This is a genomic window from Sinorhizobium chiapasense, assembly GCF_036488675.1.
Taxonomy (GTDB): Bacteria; Pseudomonadota; Alphaproteobacteria; order Rhizobiales; family Rhizobiaceae; genus Sinorhizobium; species Sinorhizobium chiapasense.
Genome location: NZ_CP133148.1, coordinates 921,957 through 934,646 on the forward strand (window position 1 = coordinate 921,957; position 12,690 = coordinate 934,646).

The window sequence follows — 12,690 nt, forward strand, 5'->3', positions numbered from 1 at the left end:
CGGATGAAGGAGAGACCCGTGAAATCTACACCAGAACCAATGCCCCTCGATCGCGCCCTTGCGATCGTCAGAGCGATCAATCAGCGAGCGTTTTTCGCGATGGGGATCGCCGATAAGGTCGATGCGCTGACCGAGATTTCTCTACGCGACATGATCACGGCGACGGATCGAGTGAGGCAAGCGGACGGCGAGGCACCGAGCGACGGCGGCAAGCGCACATTCCACGTCGTTCCCGACGATCGATTGATTGCCGCTGCATACGCGCTGGAGCACTACGACGGTGACGACAGCGCCGTAGTGGTCATGCCTGGACGCAACATGTTCGGCGAACCGTGCCGCAAGGCGCTCGGCGTGGTCCTGCTCGACGGGTTGAGTGATCCGGAGAGCGAGGAATGAGCGTCACCAATCACCCCTTGCATTGGCCCGCGGCCCGGCCGCGGACCAAGACGCCGATCCGGGCGGCCTTCAACAAGAAGGTGATGAAGCCGGGCAAGTCCTACACCGAGGCGCAATCACTCTCTGTCGCCGACGCCATCAGCCGCCTGCAGCGTGAGCTCGATCTGCTGGGGGCGAAACAGTACGTCCTCTCGTCCAATCTTGAACTGCGGCTCGATGGCCTGCCGCGTTCGGGCCAGGCGGAGCCGGCGGACCGTGGCGTCGCCCTCTATTTCCACCTCGGAGACAAACCGCACTGCCTCCCGTGCGACCGCTATGACCGCGTCGCGGACAACATCGCCGCCATCGCGAAGCACATCGAGGCAACCCGGGCCATTGAGCGCTACGGCGTTGCCAACATGGCCGAGATGTTTGCCGGCTTCGAAGCGCTGCCGGCACCGGCGGCAAAGCGCCATTGGTCCGACGTGCTCCGCGTTTCGCCGAATGCCAGCATCGATGAGATCGAGGCCGCGTTCCGTACGCGCGCATCCAAACTCCACCCCGACATGCCCGGCGGCAACCACGCCGCCATGGTCGAACTGAACCGCGCCCGTGAGGAGGCGCTGAGAGAGGCACAATGACAAGCATTACCGAAGTCCTGAAGCAGCGCTGGCACGAGGCCAGCAAACTCGTCGATCTGATCGACGCCGAACGCATGAAGCTGCTCGAACCAACCGAGAAGCGCTGGCACGCCGCCCTCGATGCGCTGCAGCTCGTCAACCACCAGCTCGACGCGCACGAGCATCTGCGATGCGACTGCTGCGAGGCGCCGATCTTTGACGGCGAGCCGCGCCTCGGCGGCAACTCGATGCTCTGCGAGGATTGCGCCCCCACCGTCCAGGCGCTGCTCGACGAGCCGGAGGCGTTCGTCGATGGCAATGGCGACCCCGCCACGCCAGAACAGTGCCGCCAATGGTACGACGAATACATTGCCGCCGGCGCATCGCCGACCGACAGCACGGCGAGGGCGGCATGATCTACCCCGACCTTCCCCGCAAAGCTCTTTCTATCATGCAGCCGTGGGCTTGGCTGATTGTCAACGGTCACAAGGATATCGAGAACAGAGACTGGCCCACCCAATATCGGGGCCTGGTCGCCATCCATGCCGGCAAGAAGCTGGACGAGACGCCGGCCATCTCGCTTGACCGGGCTTATCACCCGGTTTCTGGCCGTCGCGTCCGGTTCGCTCCGGAAGGTTTCAGCTACCCGCGCGGAGGCATCGTCGGCGTCGCCGAGATCATCGGATGCGTCGATGCCACCGATAGCGAATGGTTCGTTGGTGGCAGGCGGACAGACGGGACTTGCGGCTATGGCTTCATCATCCGCAACGCCCGCCCGGTCGAACTCATCCCCGTGCGCGGCCATCTCGGCTTTTTCGACTGGCGCAAGAACATCGACCAGGTGGCGGCTTGAACACACGCTCCGTCGGCCTTCTCCGCAACGCGCTCGCGATCCTCCGCAGCATTGATCGGGACGATCTCGATCAGGCCGGATTCGTGCCGACGGACGCGCAGTGGATCGCATTCCGCGACGATCCCTACAGCTTCTATCTCCGTGCCACTGCCGATCGGCAGGCGGCAATTTTCAACATCATTAAGGCAAGGATGCACAGCAGGTGAGCAACAATCCTCGTGTAAACCGCTACCTCAAGGATAAGGCGTTCGACCACATCGACCATGCGCTCGGCCGCCCGGTCGATCCGCTCGGCGAGACCTATCGCAACCATTTCGCGACAGGTGCTGACGGCAAAGACGCCCAACAGTTCGCCGCATCCCCGAATTGGGAAAAGGTCGGGCAGCGCGACGACATGGCATTCTTCGCCGTGACTGACATCGGCAAGTGGGCACTGAAAGATCACCTCAAGGCCATCGGCGATCCTTGGCAGCCGTACAGCGTCACATGGGGCGGCCACACCGTCGTCATCGCTGCGAAGTCCCTCGGCAACGCGAAATACAGCACGTACCTCGATGTCAGCGACAGCTATTCCGAATTGCGGTTCGTGGATTTCGTGCGCGAGGCCATGGTGCGGAGGGTCGCAGCATGATCATCGACACGCTTCTTGACCTCTCCTGGCAGGAGCTCTTGGACAAAGACGATCGCACAAGCCCGGAAGAGTACCCGAACATGTGCCTGATCACGCGCGGTGAGCTTTCTCAGTTCCTTGTGGACGCATCTTTCACCTGGAAGGGAGCCCGGAGGCACGGCATCGAGATCGAGGAGTCGCGCGAGCTCGACAGCGGCGATGTCATGGGCTTCTTCGCCCGCGGTCACCACGACCGGCACAAGTTCGCCGAGGCCTGCAACGAGTACACCGGAGCCGATGCCTATTATGACCGTCGCCATGTCAAGCCGGATGACTGCCGGCATGAATGGTGGCGCACCGTTCCGGTCAGCGGAGAGCCTGGCGTCGTCTCCTATCACGCCGCAGAGCCGCGTTCGCGCGGCGCATTCGCTGTCACCGTCACGACCGTTGTCGAAGACTACGAGCGCAAGCGCACTCAGCGCTGGATCGACGAGCACCACAAGGGCCGCGCCGCCGGTTTCGCCGACGGCCTGAACTGGGCGCTGCGCATGCTCGATCGCATCAGTCCGGAAGCAAGCGAGGAGCTTCTGCGCCTGTACCGCGAGCAGGACAAGAAGGGCGGTGCGGTATGACCAGAGACGAAGCACGCGCCCTCTGGGCCTCCTCCGGCCTCACCTATGCAGTTCTGACGCTCGGTCGACTGCAGGACCTCCGCGACCTTATCGGCGCCGAGATGAAGGCGAGCGGACTTTTCAGTCCCTCCAACCGGACCGCCGGAACGTACCGCATGCATTCGAAGATTGACGCCAACATCGGCGCCGACGGCTGGTGGGCCGGACTCCAGTGCCGCTCCTACTATTTCAAGAACCGCGAGGCCGTGTCGTTCAACGGAAATGGTTTAATCGGTTTTGCCGGCTGGTCAGATGAAACGAACGTCCAGCCGATCTTGGCTGGCTTTTCCAAGTGGGTCGAAACGCTCGTCGAACAGAGGAGTGTCGCCGCATGAGCTACAGCCTTCTCAGCCGATCGGCGACCAGAGCCCGGAAAGAGCATCGATGCATCTGGTGCTGCCACCGCATCCTGATCGGCTCTCAGTACGTCCGGGAAAACTCCACCTACGACGGCCACTTCCAGAACTTTGCATGGCACGAAGCCTGCCGGAAAGACGCCGACAATCATTTCGATGAGTACGGAGACAATGAGTTCACCTCCGGAAACGAGATGCCGTTCCAAGCTCTGTACCAATTGGAGATCAGCGCCAATGTCTAGACTTTTTGGACCCGACTTCGTCACTCAGAAGTACCTCCGCCGCTACCCGAACAGCCAGCGCGCCAAGTCATGGGCCGGCGTCATGGTCCACATCCAGACCGAGAACGGCGTCTGGCGGACAGGCGGACATGGCTACACCTGGGCCGGGAAGCCTGACGCGTGGATTATCCCGTTCGAGGATGCCGTGCGGCAGATCGATCATTGCGGCCCGGAGAAGATGGGGAAATTCATCCGCGCTGCGGCGGCCGCCTGATGCCAATCCCCCTTTGCGACATGACGCTCGACGAGCTGCGCGACGAACGTCGCCGGCTTCACAAGTTGGTGCGCCAGGCACCGGCTTGGAGCGCACGTCTCGAAACCTCGAAAATGGCGCTCGACGAATGCGACGCATGGATACGTCGGCGCTCCCAACAACAGGAGACTGCCATGTCTGACGCCGTCGCCATTGAGCGCATGCGGGAAAGCACGATCCGCCGCGCCATCGGCCCCACTATCTTGCTCGGTTCGGGCACCTATTTCGACTTCCTCGATCCCGAGAACAGCGAGATCACCATCGAAGACGTTGCCTATGGGCTTGCCTATGAGGGCCGTTGCGCCGGCCAGTGCTACAGCCGCATCTTTGGCCGAAGGGCCTTCTACTCGGTTGCGCAGCACTGCGTTCTCATGAGCCATGCTGTTGAGCCGGCGCTCGCCCTCTCTGCCCTCTGCCACGAGGTCGGCGAGGCGGTTTGCGGTGACATGACGGCACCGCTCAAATCCCTGAACCCGGAGTTCAAGGCGATCGAGAAGCGCTGCGAGGCGGCCATCCTCAAGCGGCTCGGCGTCGAAATCATCGACCCTGTTGCGATCAAGCGCGCCGATGTCCGTATGCTGGCGACGGAAAGGCGAGACCTGCTGCCATGGAAGGGTGAACGCTGGACCGTCGAAGACTGCGCGCTGCCCTATGATTTCGAGATCATACCGTGGGAGCCGTCGGTCGCCGCGCATGCCTTCCTGCACCGCTGGAACGAACTGCAGGGCGGCGAGGCCTCCCATGGCTGAGCGAAGCGCAATCGAGTGGTGCGACGCCACCGTGAATTTCTGGTGGGGCTGCACCAAGGTCTCGCCCGGGTGCGACAACTGCTACGCCGAGGACTGGAACCGCTTCCGCGGCAACGGTGTCTGGGGCCTCGGCGCGGAGCGGCGCAAGATCAAGGGCGCTGTTGCCCTGATCCGGAGGTTGCAGCGCAGCGCCGCCAATTTCAGGGCGGTCCATGGCCGGACGCTGCGCGTCTTCATGCAGTCGATGTCCGACACGTTCGACAACGAGGTGGATGACGCCTGGCGCGCCGAACTGTTCGCCGAGGCGGAAGCCGCCGATCATCTCGCCATCATCCTCCTGACCAAGCGAGGATCGAACGTGGCGAAGATGGTGCCGGCACACTGGCTCGACGGTGGCTGGCCCAAGCACATCGGCCTCAAGTTCACCATGACGGACCAGATTGAGGCGGAGCGGGATGCCGAGCGGCTGGCAAAGCTCAAGAAGCGCCTCGGTATCCCTTGGACCGGCGTCAGCATCGAGCCGATGCTTGGACCGATCAACCCGCGCCGGCTGCGTGTTAGTCGCGATCTCTACTTCGACGCACTGACGGGTGTTTATTCGGTCAACCCATGTCGTGCGCACCGGCCGCCGGCTATCCCCGAACCGCTCCCCGGTCTGGATTGGGTTATTGTGGGCGGCGAGAGCGGCAAGAAGGCGCGTCCGCTGCATCCGGCGTGGGCGAGCAATCTGCGGCGCCAATGCCGCGATACCGGCACCGCCTTCCTGTTCAAGCAGTGGGGCGAGTGGCTGCCGGCAAGTGCCGTGGATCGCGACGACATGCAGTGCTTTCGCAAGGTGGAGACGATCGAGCTCCCCGCCGATCCCAGCCCTTTCGCCGTGATGCATCTCGACATCATGACCATGTACCGCGTCGGCAAAGCAGATGCCGGCCGTCTCCTCGACAGTCGCGAGTTTCTCGAATTTCCAGAGGCATTGAGATGAACATTGATTTCGCATTGGCGCAGAAAGCCGCGTCACTCGCCCGCAAGGGCGTCACCGGGAAGGACCTCGGCGTCAAGCTGGGCGTCAAGACGATGGAAGCCAACACCCTGGCGGCGATCGGCGCCAAGGAGGAGGCGCGACACTCCCACCGCCTGACCGTACCTGAAATCGAGCTCCTCAACGCGCTGGCTGCCGAGCATGCGTACCTGCTCCGCGCTGGCGAAACTCGTGGCCCGAAATCAAAGGATGTCGCATGGCGTGCCCGTCGTTCTGATGGCTGGGCGGCGGCGACCGCGCAGAAGCGCATCTTCGACGAGAGGCCCGACGAGACGCAGAAACGGACGGTTCGCGGCATGGGCTTCGTGCACGTCGCCGGCAACGGCTATATGTGGCTCACCCCGGCCGGCTGGGCGCTGATCCATTTCATGGGAGGCGCAGAATGAAGTTCGGGGAAGAAAAGATCGGGCGCAAACGGAAGCTCCCTTCGGATGCTCAGATCATTGAGCTCTTCAATGCCGGACTAAGCAACTCCCAGATTGCAACCCGGTTCGCATGCACCGCTCAGGCGGTTGGCAACTGCGTGAGACGCCTCAAGCTTACCCGGGCAGAACCGGCGCCGGTCGATCCGGCACCGGCCGTGGCCCGACACGTGGTCCGCCGGCATTTCGCTTCTGGCTATGTCAGTCTGCCGTTCGTCGCCGGTTATTACGAGACCGATCGGCATGACTGACCGAATTTCCTGCATCAATCCGTCATGCCGGCGCACGGCACCGCGCGAGAAGTTTCCTGACTCGAGGTACATCATCTGCCGCGGCTGCTGGAACAAGCTGCCGTCGCGCATCAAGGATCGTTGGAACGCGATCAAGACGCGGCGGCGCATCTTCGACCGCCTCGTCCGCAAGCCGAAGTTCACCGTCGACGTGCGCCTCGAGCAATGGCGCCGGATCGATCGGCGCATGACGATCGCCGAATCCGCGCTCGATGCTTCCATCCTGCATTTCTTCACCGCCGGCGAATCCCCAGCCGGACTCGAGTCGTTCATGAAGGAGATTGGAATTGACCGATAGCGCTCCATCCAGCCCGGTCTACGTTGGCTTCGATCTCGCCACACAGCCGGATGTGCATGTCATCACGCTCATGCTCATGGTCGACGGCAGGATGCATACTTTTGCCTCTCCCAACACCGGAAAGGACCCCATGGAAATGACCCTGCGAGAATGGGCGTCATACCCGTTTCTCTCATCGCTCGCGATGCTCGAACAGACGTTCGCGAAGAAACCGGCCGACACCAACGAGGTATCCAAATGACCGACGAACTCCTGCCTTGCCCATTCTGCGGTGGTAAGGTCACGCTTGAGCAGCCGATGCGCGCGCGCAGCAACGAGTGGTGGGGCGTCGTCTGCCGCAACACCGAAAACCTCGGTGGCACATGCGCCATTGAGCAGCGGCCCAGCCGAACGAAAGAGGCTGCCGCCGAGCGGTGGAACCGCCGCAGCGGCACCGGCGAGCGCTTGGTAGTTGAGAAGATCGCCCAGATAGCGAGCGCCGTTGGCTTCCAGGCGAACGAGCCCGCAATGGAACTCGCCGGCCAGATCGTTTCGGTTCTCGCCGCGAACCCCGAGCACATCGACCGCTTTATGAGGGAGGGCACCGGCCTTTTCCTCGACGGCACGCTCAACCCGGAAAATGGCTCTCTGACCTATCGCGCCATCAATGGCTCGATCCTGTCGCCCGCCGTCCTTCGCCAGCAGAAAGGAACCCAGCAATGAACGAACTCGAATTGAAGCCGTGCCCCTTCTGCGGACGCCCACCGCACCCCACGAAAGAGATCCCTTCAGCGCACCTCGCGGCTCTCATTATATGCAGCGAGAACGGCTGCGCCACGATCGCGCGTTCTACGCTCTCCGAAGCTGCCGCCGCCTGGAACCGCCGCGACGGGGGGGTGAAACTGTTCGGTCCCTATGGCCATCTCAACGGCCATCGCGCCCTAACAGAGGACACATGGGATGTCGAAGCCGATCCGATCGAAAACAATGAAGAGTATTTCTCTATTCCGCTGTTTGCCAAGGTCGAGCCGATCTATCCGGTCTCGTATTCAAAACCAGAGCCGGTAAGCGTGGTGGAGGGGTGGCGGCCGATCGAGACCGCCCCAACTGACGGCACTGAGGTGATCGGCATCAACGCCAAAGGAACCATCGCGAGGACCTGGTTTTTCGCTCCATCCAGCCGGACAAAGAATTGGTTGAAGATCCCTAATAATACTGCGTGGAAGCCAACACGTTGGATGCCCATCCCTGAAATCTGCGCCGAGCCACCCCCACCAGAGAGCCGAGCCGTGACAGGGCGTCATCCGGTAGAAACGCTTTGGCGGCAATGTTTGCTGCCTGAATATTTTCTCGGCAATGACGGCAGCAACCACAAGCTCTACCGTCTTTACGACGCCATCCGCGCCGCCGTTCCTTCAGCCCCAGCAGCGCGGGTCGGAGTCCCTTCCGACGCTACGCCAAAGATGGTGAAAGCGGCTCTTTCCGTCGATTGGTCGAACGAGAACGAGGAAGCAACCGTTCACAACGTCTGGCACGCGATGATTTCCGTGTTGCCGACGCCCACGCCAGCCCCAGACGCGCCGGAGCCGGTCGCGTGGATGCCGATCGATAGCGCTCCGAAAGACGGCACAATTGTTGACCTTTGGCACGAGGAGTTCGACCGCCAGGCTGACATGTATTGGGGCAAGCCGCAACACTGCTGCGGTGAAGACGGACAATATTGCGACGGCGAATGGCATTCAGAGCCGGAAGGGTGGGTTTGCTCTTCGGTCAACCAAACCATTTTCAGTGACGGCTACACGCATTGGAGATTGCCTCCGGTCGGCCCCGCCGTCTCTCCGAAGTCGTGCCTCGATCGTGCGCAGGGTGACAATCAGCCCCGCTACACCACCAAGCGGCTGCACGACGAGATCGCTAAGGCGAAGGAATACGCTCGTCGGGAAGCGCTGACGGAAGCCGCTATCAAAGCGCACTCACTGATCGCCATGGACTACGTCGCCGACAACGTGCGCGACCAGATACTGTCTCTCAACGGAGAGCCTTTGGACCTGCTTACGCCAGCGCAGGCGTGGCAGGAGCTATGCGAAACGCCTGACATCACGTCGCCAGAAGAATACCCGGACCACGCGCTGATCACGATGGAGCAACTGGCCGATTACATGCGCCGTGCCACCACTGTGGAGGACACTCTATGACCGAGAAGCTACAGCAGGCAGTCGCTGCCTACCTTTCCGCCATAGACTCTGAACCGGAAAAAGACATATGGGACACTTGGGACGGCAAGCCGGCGAAAGGGGCTGAAAAGACATCTTCGGATGCCGCATGGGCAGACCACGGGCAGCGCGTAGAGGCATGCTTGACTGACGTGCGCGCCGCTCTCGCCACTCCCCCGTCAGCCCCACCAGAGAGACGAGACGAGCAAGAAGACATCGAGCATTTGCGAGAGCGGCTGTTCGAGGCCGAGGAAATCATCAAGGAACGAAATGATCGCCTCGCACTCGTTGACCGCATCTCCGACCTGCTCGGATTGCCGCAAGATCAAGAACTGGATCAGGTGGCATTCGAATTGTGGTTCTCGAAAACTATCGGCCCAGAGAGACGAGACGCGCCAGAGCCGGTCGCGTGGCGGTTGGTAGGCTCTTCAGCCGTGACCACCGACAAGGACATTATCGAGCGGTGGCGCTTGGCTTGTCCTGACCGTGAGATCATCCCCCTCTACGCCTCCCCGCCTTCAGACGGCGAGTTGGTGCGGATGCGGGAAGCCGCGATACGAAAGGCCGGTCAGGTCGCGATCGACGGCATCATTGACGGCTGGTCCGACCGTATCAGCATGCCTGACAATAACGAACTGGCTGACTACCTGACCCGCATCGTTGATGCTTGCGCCCGCGCCGCCCTTTCCGCGAAGGAGACCGACCGTGGCTGATACCGACGAACTCCGCTGCCTCGTGCCATTCCCGGATCAGAGCCACAGCTTTGTCCACGGATTTGAGGCCGGGATGATCTCACAACAAATGACGAACGGCGAGCAGCTGATCGGCGGCAAGGAAGGGTTTCCTAAGCACGTCGCCAACACGGAAGTATTTCGCCGGATGGCTGCAGCGCGTGGCTATGACCTCGAAATAGAGCCGTACGATGACCAGTACGCCTATTTTACGTTCACGAAGTGGAAGCAGCGCTTCAAGGTCGTTGGCGGCACTGACGCCGCCCTTTCCGCGAAGGAGGGCGAGTGATGGCCTACGGCGACTACAAAGGCCCGGACAAGCCCGACAAGGGCAAGGAAAACGGTAGCTGCAATCGCACGCGGTGCCAGTGCGCCCCGGCTCGCTGGTACAACCACGGCTCCTATTCCTGGTACTGCGACGACTGCCGCGCTCAGATCGAGTTCGATCCGGTGAACCATCGCTACTGGAAACTCTGGCACGAGCCTAAGTGCGGCCATCCGCAATTCGAAACCCGCGAGATGATGGACGCACGCGCCGCCCTCCGGAAAGCCACGGAGGTGTGAGGTGAGCGATGAGCGTATTATCCCATGCCCGAACTGCGGAGGCGATGGGGGATGGGAGCGCATCCACAACGACAGATACCCCAGTTCTTACAATGGCGATCCGCCTCGCTCATGGGAGCCATGCATTGAATGCGACGGGCAGGGGGAAATCATTATTGTAACGTCGTTGACCGATTTCTACGATCTGTCCTCGCCTGATCTGGGTGGCTTCCGCCAGGCGCTCAAGGAGGGCGAATGCTAGTCAGGTACATCTCTCCGCGGCCACTTCGGCTTTGGTGGCTTCGGCGGTTTGGGAGCAGGGCCGATGTCGAGAAGATGGCGTTCATGGATGGTGATCGGGTAATCGAGGCCGGGAACGTGCAGGGTCACGCGACCGTCTTCCCATACCCGCGCGACCTTGCCGCGAATGCTCGCCATTTCGCCTTTGATCGCCTTTTTCATGGAACGTATTTGGCGCTGTCGCGCACAGAGGCAAGATGAGCACCCCGACCGCGCCGGGCAGAAGCGGTCGCTACCACATAGCCGTCAGACGGTCGTTCTCTTCCCAAGTCTGGCGCAAGTCGCTGATTTCGGCGATCGTCCTCGGGTGGGCCTTTGCCCATTCGAAAGAGCGCTCCGCTTCGCAGAGCTTTGAATAGAGTTCCGGGTCCTTCGGCAGGTGGTGAAGGACGATCGAAACCACCGCACGCAAGGCGTTCAACTCCGCGCGCAACTCCTCCACTTCCTGAGTAAGATGGCGCGAGGGTGTCGGTAGACACCTCGCCAAAAGCCTCGTCAGCATGTTCAATCCAATTTTCAGGTTTCCTGCAGTTGTATCCGCTTTTTGCGGTTGTGCAATGCAGGATCACGCCTTCCAGATCGTCATGGCAAAAGTTGTCAACCGATGCCTTGCCATCCGTTCCCATCGCTTGACATTCAATCCCGCCCTATTCCATATATCGGGAGCGGACAGGGTCTCCTCGCAGCACACGCTGCCAGACCAACGATAAGCCATGCCCAAGCGGCAGGCGCATACCGGAGCCCGCTATGTCCGACATCAACACCGCCTCTGTTCACAAGCTCGACAACTACCTCACGCTCAAAGAGGTGATGGCAATCACCAAAGTCGGCAGCTCGACGATCTATCGCTGGATCGACGAGGGCACGTTCCCTGACTCGAGGAAGCTAGGCGCTAACTGCGTCCGGTGGACCGAATCGGACATCATGGCCTGGCAGCGTGGCTTGCCCTTCACGAACGCGCTGAAAAAGGCGTCGTAGCTCCGATGCGCGCGCATAGGCGGGTTACACGCGAACCACTTTGGTATCTGACGAAGGACGGCGACAAGACTTGCTTGGCACTCTATGAGCGGCACTATTCATGCTACCGATATCGGGACGGCCGGAAGCGAGTGCTCTTCGCTGGGCCCGGAGAGAAGATTGTTCTCAGAACAGGAGATGGCGACGCCCTGTTCGTCTGGCGAAAATTCATCGATGCCAGCGGGGAGCAAGGCATCAACTGTGCTGTCTTTCGCAACGAAAGCTCGCACCTCGCGTCCGACCTTATCCGACAGGCTGACGCAATCGCTGATCACTGCTGGCCTAGTGAGAGGCATTACACATACGTCAATCCGCGAGCAGTCAGGAGCAGCAATCCGGGATACTGCTTTATGGCCGCTGGATGGAGGCGATGCGGAGTGACCAAGGGCAAACTCCTGATCCTCGAAAGACCCGTTTTTGGGCGATAATTTCACCGGAATTTTTGTGGGTACCATTGCGGGCACGAACCCAAAAATCCCGGATTTCGGAACTGAAAATTCAGTCACTTAGTTTCCTTCATTCGAAAGACTTCTTCTCCGCCATCTTTTGATTGCTTGATTTTAGCGGCCCGCAGCTCTTCCGGTTTTTTGATCGCCACTCCGCAAGGCGCTTTCTGCGCACACGTAAAACATGCCCGCCTGTCCACATACTTGCCTCCTCCTCGTTCGCCTTCAGCGACGAGTCGTCCGATTCCCGAGATAGTCAGCGGCTCCGAGGGATTCGCGAATCCAGATCGTTGATTCTCTTGTGAATCAGCAAAAAATCTTCCGCCGCCTTTTCGCCAGATGCCGTTCGGGTCGCGTCTTGTTTGTGGGAAGACAGCAAGGCGGGGCCGCCGATGCCCGGTTTTGCCCCTGTTTTCGGCCATTTTCTGCCCCTTTCTGAAACAGGGGGCTCGCTCCTCCCTTATGCTAACCCCCCGTCGCTAAAGGATTTTCTTAACCCTTTGTTAATTTCCCCGGGCGGTCTGAGGCGATTTTGTGTCGTTTCAGCAACAGGGATCAGGGAAGGGCAGCGCAAAGGAGGTGATCTGGCAAGTTGGTCGTTGCGTGCCCCACCCGGTTTTGTATTTTCAACTCCGGAAGCAAGG

Annotated in this window: 26 protein-coding genes; 22 read left to right on the top strand and 4 right to left on the bottom strand. The window is 60.9% G+C overall.

The features are described 5' to 3' along the window. Nucleotides 1-18 precede the first annotated feature (18 nt). The 21 genes from RB548_RS04345 (at nt 19) to RB548_RS04445 (ending at nt 10,304) form a co-directional block, all read left to right on the top strand. Nucleotides 19-396 (top strand): hypothetical protein, encoded by a 378-nt coding sequence (locus RB548_RS04345; RefSeq protein ID WP_331373809.1) that lies wholly within the window; start codon nt 19-21, stop codon nt 394-396. Next, on the top strand, nt 393-1,016 hold the full coding sequence (locus RB548_RS04350; protein ID WP_331373810.1) for a J domain-containing protein: 624 nt from the start codon (nt 393-395) through the stop codon (nt 1,014-1,016). The genes RB548_RS04345 and RB548_RS04350 overlap by 4 nt, the downstream gene beginning before the upstream one ends. Further along, on the top strand, nt 1,013-1,411 hold the full coding sequence (locus tag RB548_RS04355) for a hypothetical protein (RefSeq protein WP_331373811.1): 399 nt from the start codon (nt 1,013-1,015) through the stop codon (nt 1,409-1,411). The genes RB548_RS04350 and RB548_RS04355 overlap by 4 nt, the downstream gene beginning before the upstream one ends. Next, nucleotides 1,408-1,848: an ASCH domain-containing protein gene (locus tag RB548_RS04360; protein ID WP_331373812.1), complete on the top strand. Its 441-nt coding sequence runs from the start codon at nt 1,408-1,410 to the stop codon at nt 1,846-1,848. Before RB548_RS04355 ends, RB548_RS04360 begins: the two co-directional genes overlap by 4 nt. Next, on the top strand, nt 1,845-2,054 hold the full coding sequence (locus RB548_RS04365) for a hypothetical protein (RefSeq protein ID WP_331373813.1): 210 nt from the start codon (nt 1,845-1,847) through the stop codon (nt 2,052-2,054). Before RB548_RS04360 ends, RB548_RS04365 begins: the two co-directional genes overlap by 4 nt. Then, nucleotides 2,051-2,479 carry a hypothetical protein gene (locus RB548_RS04370; protein ID WP_331373814.1) on the top strand — a complete coding sequence of 143 codons (429 nt, stop codon included), beginning with the start codon at nt 2,051-2,053 and terminating at the stop codon, nt 2,477-2,479. Before RB548_RS04365 ends, RB548_RS04370 begins: the two co-directional genes overlap by 4 nt. Beyond that, complete coding sequence (locus RB548_RS04375) at nt 2,476-3,090, top strand: hypothetical protein (protein WP_331373815.1); 615 nt, start codon at nt 2,476-2,478, stop codon at nt 3,088-3,090. Before RB548_RS04370 ends, RB548_RS04375 begins: the two co-directional genes overlap by 4 nt. Beyond that, on the top strand, nt 3,087-3,464 hold the full coding sequence (locus RB548_RS04380) for a hypothetical protein (protein WP_331373816.1): 378 nt from the start codon (nt 3,087-3,089) through the stop codon (nt 3,462-3,464). The genes RB548_RS04375 and RB548_RS04380 overlap by 4 nt, the downstream gene beginning before the upstream one ends. Further along, nucleotides 3,461-3,727 (top strand): hypothetical protein, encoded by a 267-nt coding sequence (locus tag RB548_RS04385; protein WP_331373817.1) that lies wholly within the window; start codon nt 3,461-3,463, stop codon nt 3,725-3,727. The genes RB548_RS04380 and RB548_RS04385 overlap by 4 nt, the downstream gene beginning before the upstream one ends. Then, nucleotides 3,720-3,980: a hypothetical protein gene (locus tag RB548_RS04390; RefSeq protein WP_331373818.1), complete on the top strand. Its 261-nt coding sequence runs from the start codon at nt 3,720-3,722 to the stop codon at nt 3,978-3,980. Before RB548_RS04385 ends, RB548_RS04390 begins: the two co-directional genes overlap by 8 nt. A 173-nt stretch (nt 3,981-4,153) precedes the next feature. Beyond that, the gene (locus RB548_RS04395; RefSeq protein WP_331373819.1) at nt 4,154-4,768 is read left to right on the top strand and encodes an HD domain-containing protein; all 615 of its coding nucleotides are present in this window, start codon (nt 4,154-4,156) and stop codon (nt 4,766-4,768) included. Next, nucleotides 4,761-5,750 (top strand): DUF5131 family protein, encoded by a 990-nt coding sequence (locus tag RB548_RS04400; protein WP_331373820.1) that lies wholly within the window; start codon nt 4,761-4,763, stop codon nt 5,748-5,750. Before RB548_RS04395 ends, RB548_RS04400 begins: the two co-directional genes overlap by 8 nt. Then, nucleotides 5,747-6,193 (top strand): hypothetical protein, encoded by a 447-nt coding sequence (locus RB548_RS04405; RefSeq protein WP_331373821.1) that lies wholly within the window; start codon nt 5,747-5,749, stop codon nt 6,191-6,193. Before RB548_RS04400 ends, RB548_RS04405 begins: the two co-directional genes overlap by 4 nt. Continuing rightward, nucleotides 6,190-6,480, top strand: a complete 291-nt coding sequence (locus tag RB548_RS04410) for a hypothetical protein (protein ID WP_331373822.1) — start codon at nt 6,190-6,192, stop codon at nt 6,478-6,480. Before RB548_RS04405 ends, RB548_RS04410 begins: the two co-directional genes overlap by 4 nt. Then, the gene (locus RB548_RS04415) at nt 6,473-6,817 is read left to right on the top strand and encodes a hypothetical protein (protein WP_331373823.1); all 345 of its coding nucleotides are present in this window, start codon (nt 6,473-6,475) and stop codon (nt 6,815-6,817) included. Before RB548_RS04410 ends, RB548_RS04415 begins: the two co-directional genes overlap by 8 nt. Then, nucleotides 6,807-7,058 (top strand): hypothetical protein, encoded by a 252-nt coding sequence (locus tag RB548_RS04420; RefSeq protein ID WP_331373824.1) that lies wholly within the window; start codon nt 6,807-6,809, stop codon nt 7,056-7,058. The genes RB548_RS04415 and RB548_RS04420 overlap by 11 nt, the downstream gene beginning before the upstream one ends. Then, entirely contained in the window at nt 7,055-7,519 is a 465-nt protein-coding gene (locus RB548_RS04425) for a Lar family restriction alleviation protein (RefSeq protein ID WP_331373825.1), read from the top strand. Before RB548_RS04420 ends, RB548_RS04425 begins: the two co-directional genes overlap by 4 nt. Continuing rightward, a complete protein-coding gene (locus tag RB548_RS04430; RefSeq protein WP_331373826.1) occupies nt 7,516-8,991 on the top strand; it encodes a hypothetical protein in 1,476 nt (491 codons plus the stop codon). The genes RB548_RS04425 and RB548_RS04430 overlap by 4 nt, the downstream gene beginning before the upstream one ends. Continuing rightward, on the top strand, nt 8,988-9,722 hold the full coding sequence (locus tag RB548_RS04435) for a hypothetical protein (RefSeq protein WP_331373827.1): 735 nt from the start codon (nt 8,988-8,990) through the stop codon (nt 9,720-9,722). The genes RB548_RS04430 and RB548_RS04435 overlap by 4 nt, the downstream gene beginning before the upstream one ends. Continuing rightward, nucleotides 9,715-10,029 carry a hypothetical protein gene (locus RB548_RS04440; RefSeq protein ID WP_331373828.1) on the top strand — a complete coding sequence of 105 codons (315 nt, stop codon included), beginning with the start codon at nt 9,715-9,717 and terminating at the stop codon, nt 10,027-10,029. The genes RB548_RS04435 and RB548_RS04440 overlap by 8 nt, the downstream gene beginning before the upstream one ends. Beyond that, entirely contained in the window at nt 10,029-10,304 is a 276-nt protein-coding gene (locus RB548_RS04445; protein WP_331373829.1) for a hypothetical protein, read from the top strand. Before RB548_RS04440 ends, RB548_RS04445 begins: the two co-directional genes overlap by 1 nt. Nucleotides 10,305-10,541: 237 nt before the next feature. Here RB548_RS04445 and RB548_RS04450 read toward each other — a convergent pair whose 3' ends face one another. After that, complete coding sequence (locus RB548_RS04450; protein WP_331373830.1) at nt 10,542-10,745, bottom strand: hypothetical protein; 204 nt, start codon at nt 10,743-10,745, stop codon at nt 10,542-10,544. Nucleotides 10,746-10,815: 70 nt separating this feature from the next. Next, nucleotides 10,816-11,085, bottom strand: coding sequence for a hypothetical protein (locus RB548_RS04455; protein WP_331373831.1), 270 nt, complete (start codon nt 11,083-11,085; stop codon nt 10,816-10,818). Between the two features lie 245 nt (nt 11,086-11,330). Here RB548_RS04455 and RB548_RS04460 point away from each other — a divergent pair, with 245 nt between their 5' ends. After that, on the top strand, nt 11,331-11,561 hold the full coding sequence (locus tag RB548_RS04460; RefSeq protein ID WP_331373832.1) for a helix-turn-helix transcriptional regulator: 231 nt from the start codon (nt 11,331-11,333) through the stop codon (nt 11,559-11,561). 98 nt (nt 11,562-11,659) lie between these two features. On the opposite strand, the gene RB548_RS04465 is transcribed toward RB548_RS04460, so the two are convergent. Continuing rightward, on the bottom strand, nt 11,660-12,106 hold the full coding sequence (locus RB548_RS04465) for a hypothetical protein (RefSeq protein WP_331373833.1): 447 nt from the start codon (nt 12,104-12,106) through the stop codon (nt 11,660-11,662). Then, on the bottom strand, nt 12,103-12,468 hold the full coding sequence (locus RB548_RS04470) for a hypothetical protein (RefSeq protein ID WP_331373834.1): 366 nt from the start codon (nt 12,466-12,468) through the stop codon (nt 12,103-12,105). Before RB548_RS04470 ends, RB548_RS04465 begins: the two co-directional genes overlap by 4 nt. Nucleotides 12,469-12,690 lie beyond the last annotated feature (222 nt).

What these genes read in the sequence shown, in the direction of transcription:
- RB548_RS04375 (WP_331373815.1), top strand. Translation starts at nt 2,476, where the DNA reads ATGATCATCGACACGCTTCTTGACCTCTCCTGGCAGGAGCTCTTGGAC.
- RB548_RS04470 (WP_331373834.1), bottom strand. Translation starts at nt 12,468, where the DNA reads ATGGCCGAAAACAGGGGCAAAACCGGGCATCGGCGGCCCCGCCTTGCT.
- RB548_RS04445 (WP_331373829.1), top strand. Translation starts at nt 10,029, where the DNA reads ATGGCCTACGGCGACTACAAAGGCCCGGACAAGCCCGACAAGGGCAAG.
- RB548_RS04350 (WP_331373810.1), top strand. Translation starts at nt 393, where the DNA reads ATGAGCGTCACCAATCACCCCTTGCATTGGCCCGCGGCCCGGCCGCGG.
- RB548_RS04435 (WP_331373827.1), top strand. Translation starts at nt 8,988, where the DNA reads ATGACCGAGAAGCTACAGCAGGCAGTCGCTGCCTACCTTTCCGCCATA.
- RB548_RS04415 (WP_331373823.1), top strand. Translation starts at nt 6,473, where the DNA reads ATGACTGACCGAATTTCCTGCATCAATCCGTCATGCCGGCGCACGGCA.
- RB548_RS04455 (WP_331373831.1), bottom strand. Translation starts at nt 11,085, where the DNA reads ATGCTGACGAGGCTTTTGGCGAGGTGTCTACCGACACCCTCGCGCCAT.
- RB548_RS04460 (WP_331373832.1), top strand. Translation starts at nt 11,331, where the DNA reads ATGTCCGACATCAACACCGCCTCTGTTCACAAGCTCGACAACTACCTC.
- RB548_RS04385 (WP_331373817.1), top strand. Translation starts at nt 3,461, where the DNA reads ATGAGCTACAGCCTTCTCAGCCGATCGGCGACCAGAGCCCGGAAAGAG.
- RB548_RS04450 (WP_331373830.1), bottom strand. Translation starts at nt 10,745, where the DNA reads ATGAAAAAGGCGATCAAAGGCGAAATGGCGAGCATTCGCGGCAAGGTC.
- RB548_RS04410 (WP_331373822.1), top strand. Translation starts at nt 6,190, where the DNA reads ATGAAGTTCGGGGAAGAAAAGATCGGGCGCAAACGGAAGCTCCCTTCG.
- RB548_RS04390 (WP_331373818.1), top strand. Translation starts at nt 3,720, where the DNA reads ATGTCTAGACTTTTTGGACCCGACTTCGTCACTCAGAAGTACCTCCGC.
- RB548_RS04405 (WP_331373821.1), top strand. Translation starts at nt 5,747, where the DNA reads ATGAACATTGATTTCGCATTGGCGCAGAAAGCCGCGTCACTCGCCCGC.
- RB548_RS04425 (WP_331373825.1), top strand. Translation starts at nt 7,055, where the DNA reads ATGACCGACGAACTCCTGCCTTGCCCATTCTGCGGTGGTAAGGTCACG.
- RB548_RS04360 (WP_331373812.1), top strand. Translation starts at nt 1,408, where the DNA reads ATGATCTACCCCGACCTTCCCCGCAAAGCTCTTTCTATCATGCAGCCG.
- RB548_RS04380 (WP_331373816.1), top strand. Translation starts at nt 3,087, where the DNA reads ATGACCAGAGACGAAGCACGCGCCCTCTGGGCCTCCTCCGGCCTCACC.
- RB548_RS04430 (WP_331373826.1), top strand. Translation starts at nt 7,516, where the DNA reads ATGAACGAACTCGAATTGAAGCCGTGCCCCTTCTGCGGACGCCCACCG.
- RB548_RS04400 (WP_331373820.1), top strand. Translation starts at nt 4,761, where the DNA reads ATGGCTGAGCGAAGCGCAATCGAGTGGTGCGACGCCACCGTGAATTTC.
- RB548_RS04395 (WP_331373819.1), top strand. Translation starts at nt 4,154, where the DNA reads ATGTCTGACGCCGTCGCCATTGAGCGCATGCGGGAAAGCACGATCCGC.
- RB548_RS04355 (WP_331373811.1), top strand. Translation starts at nt 1,013, where the DNA reads ATGACAAGCATTACCGAAGTCCTGAAGCAGCGCTGGCACGAGGCCAGC.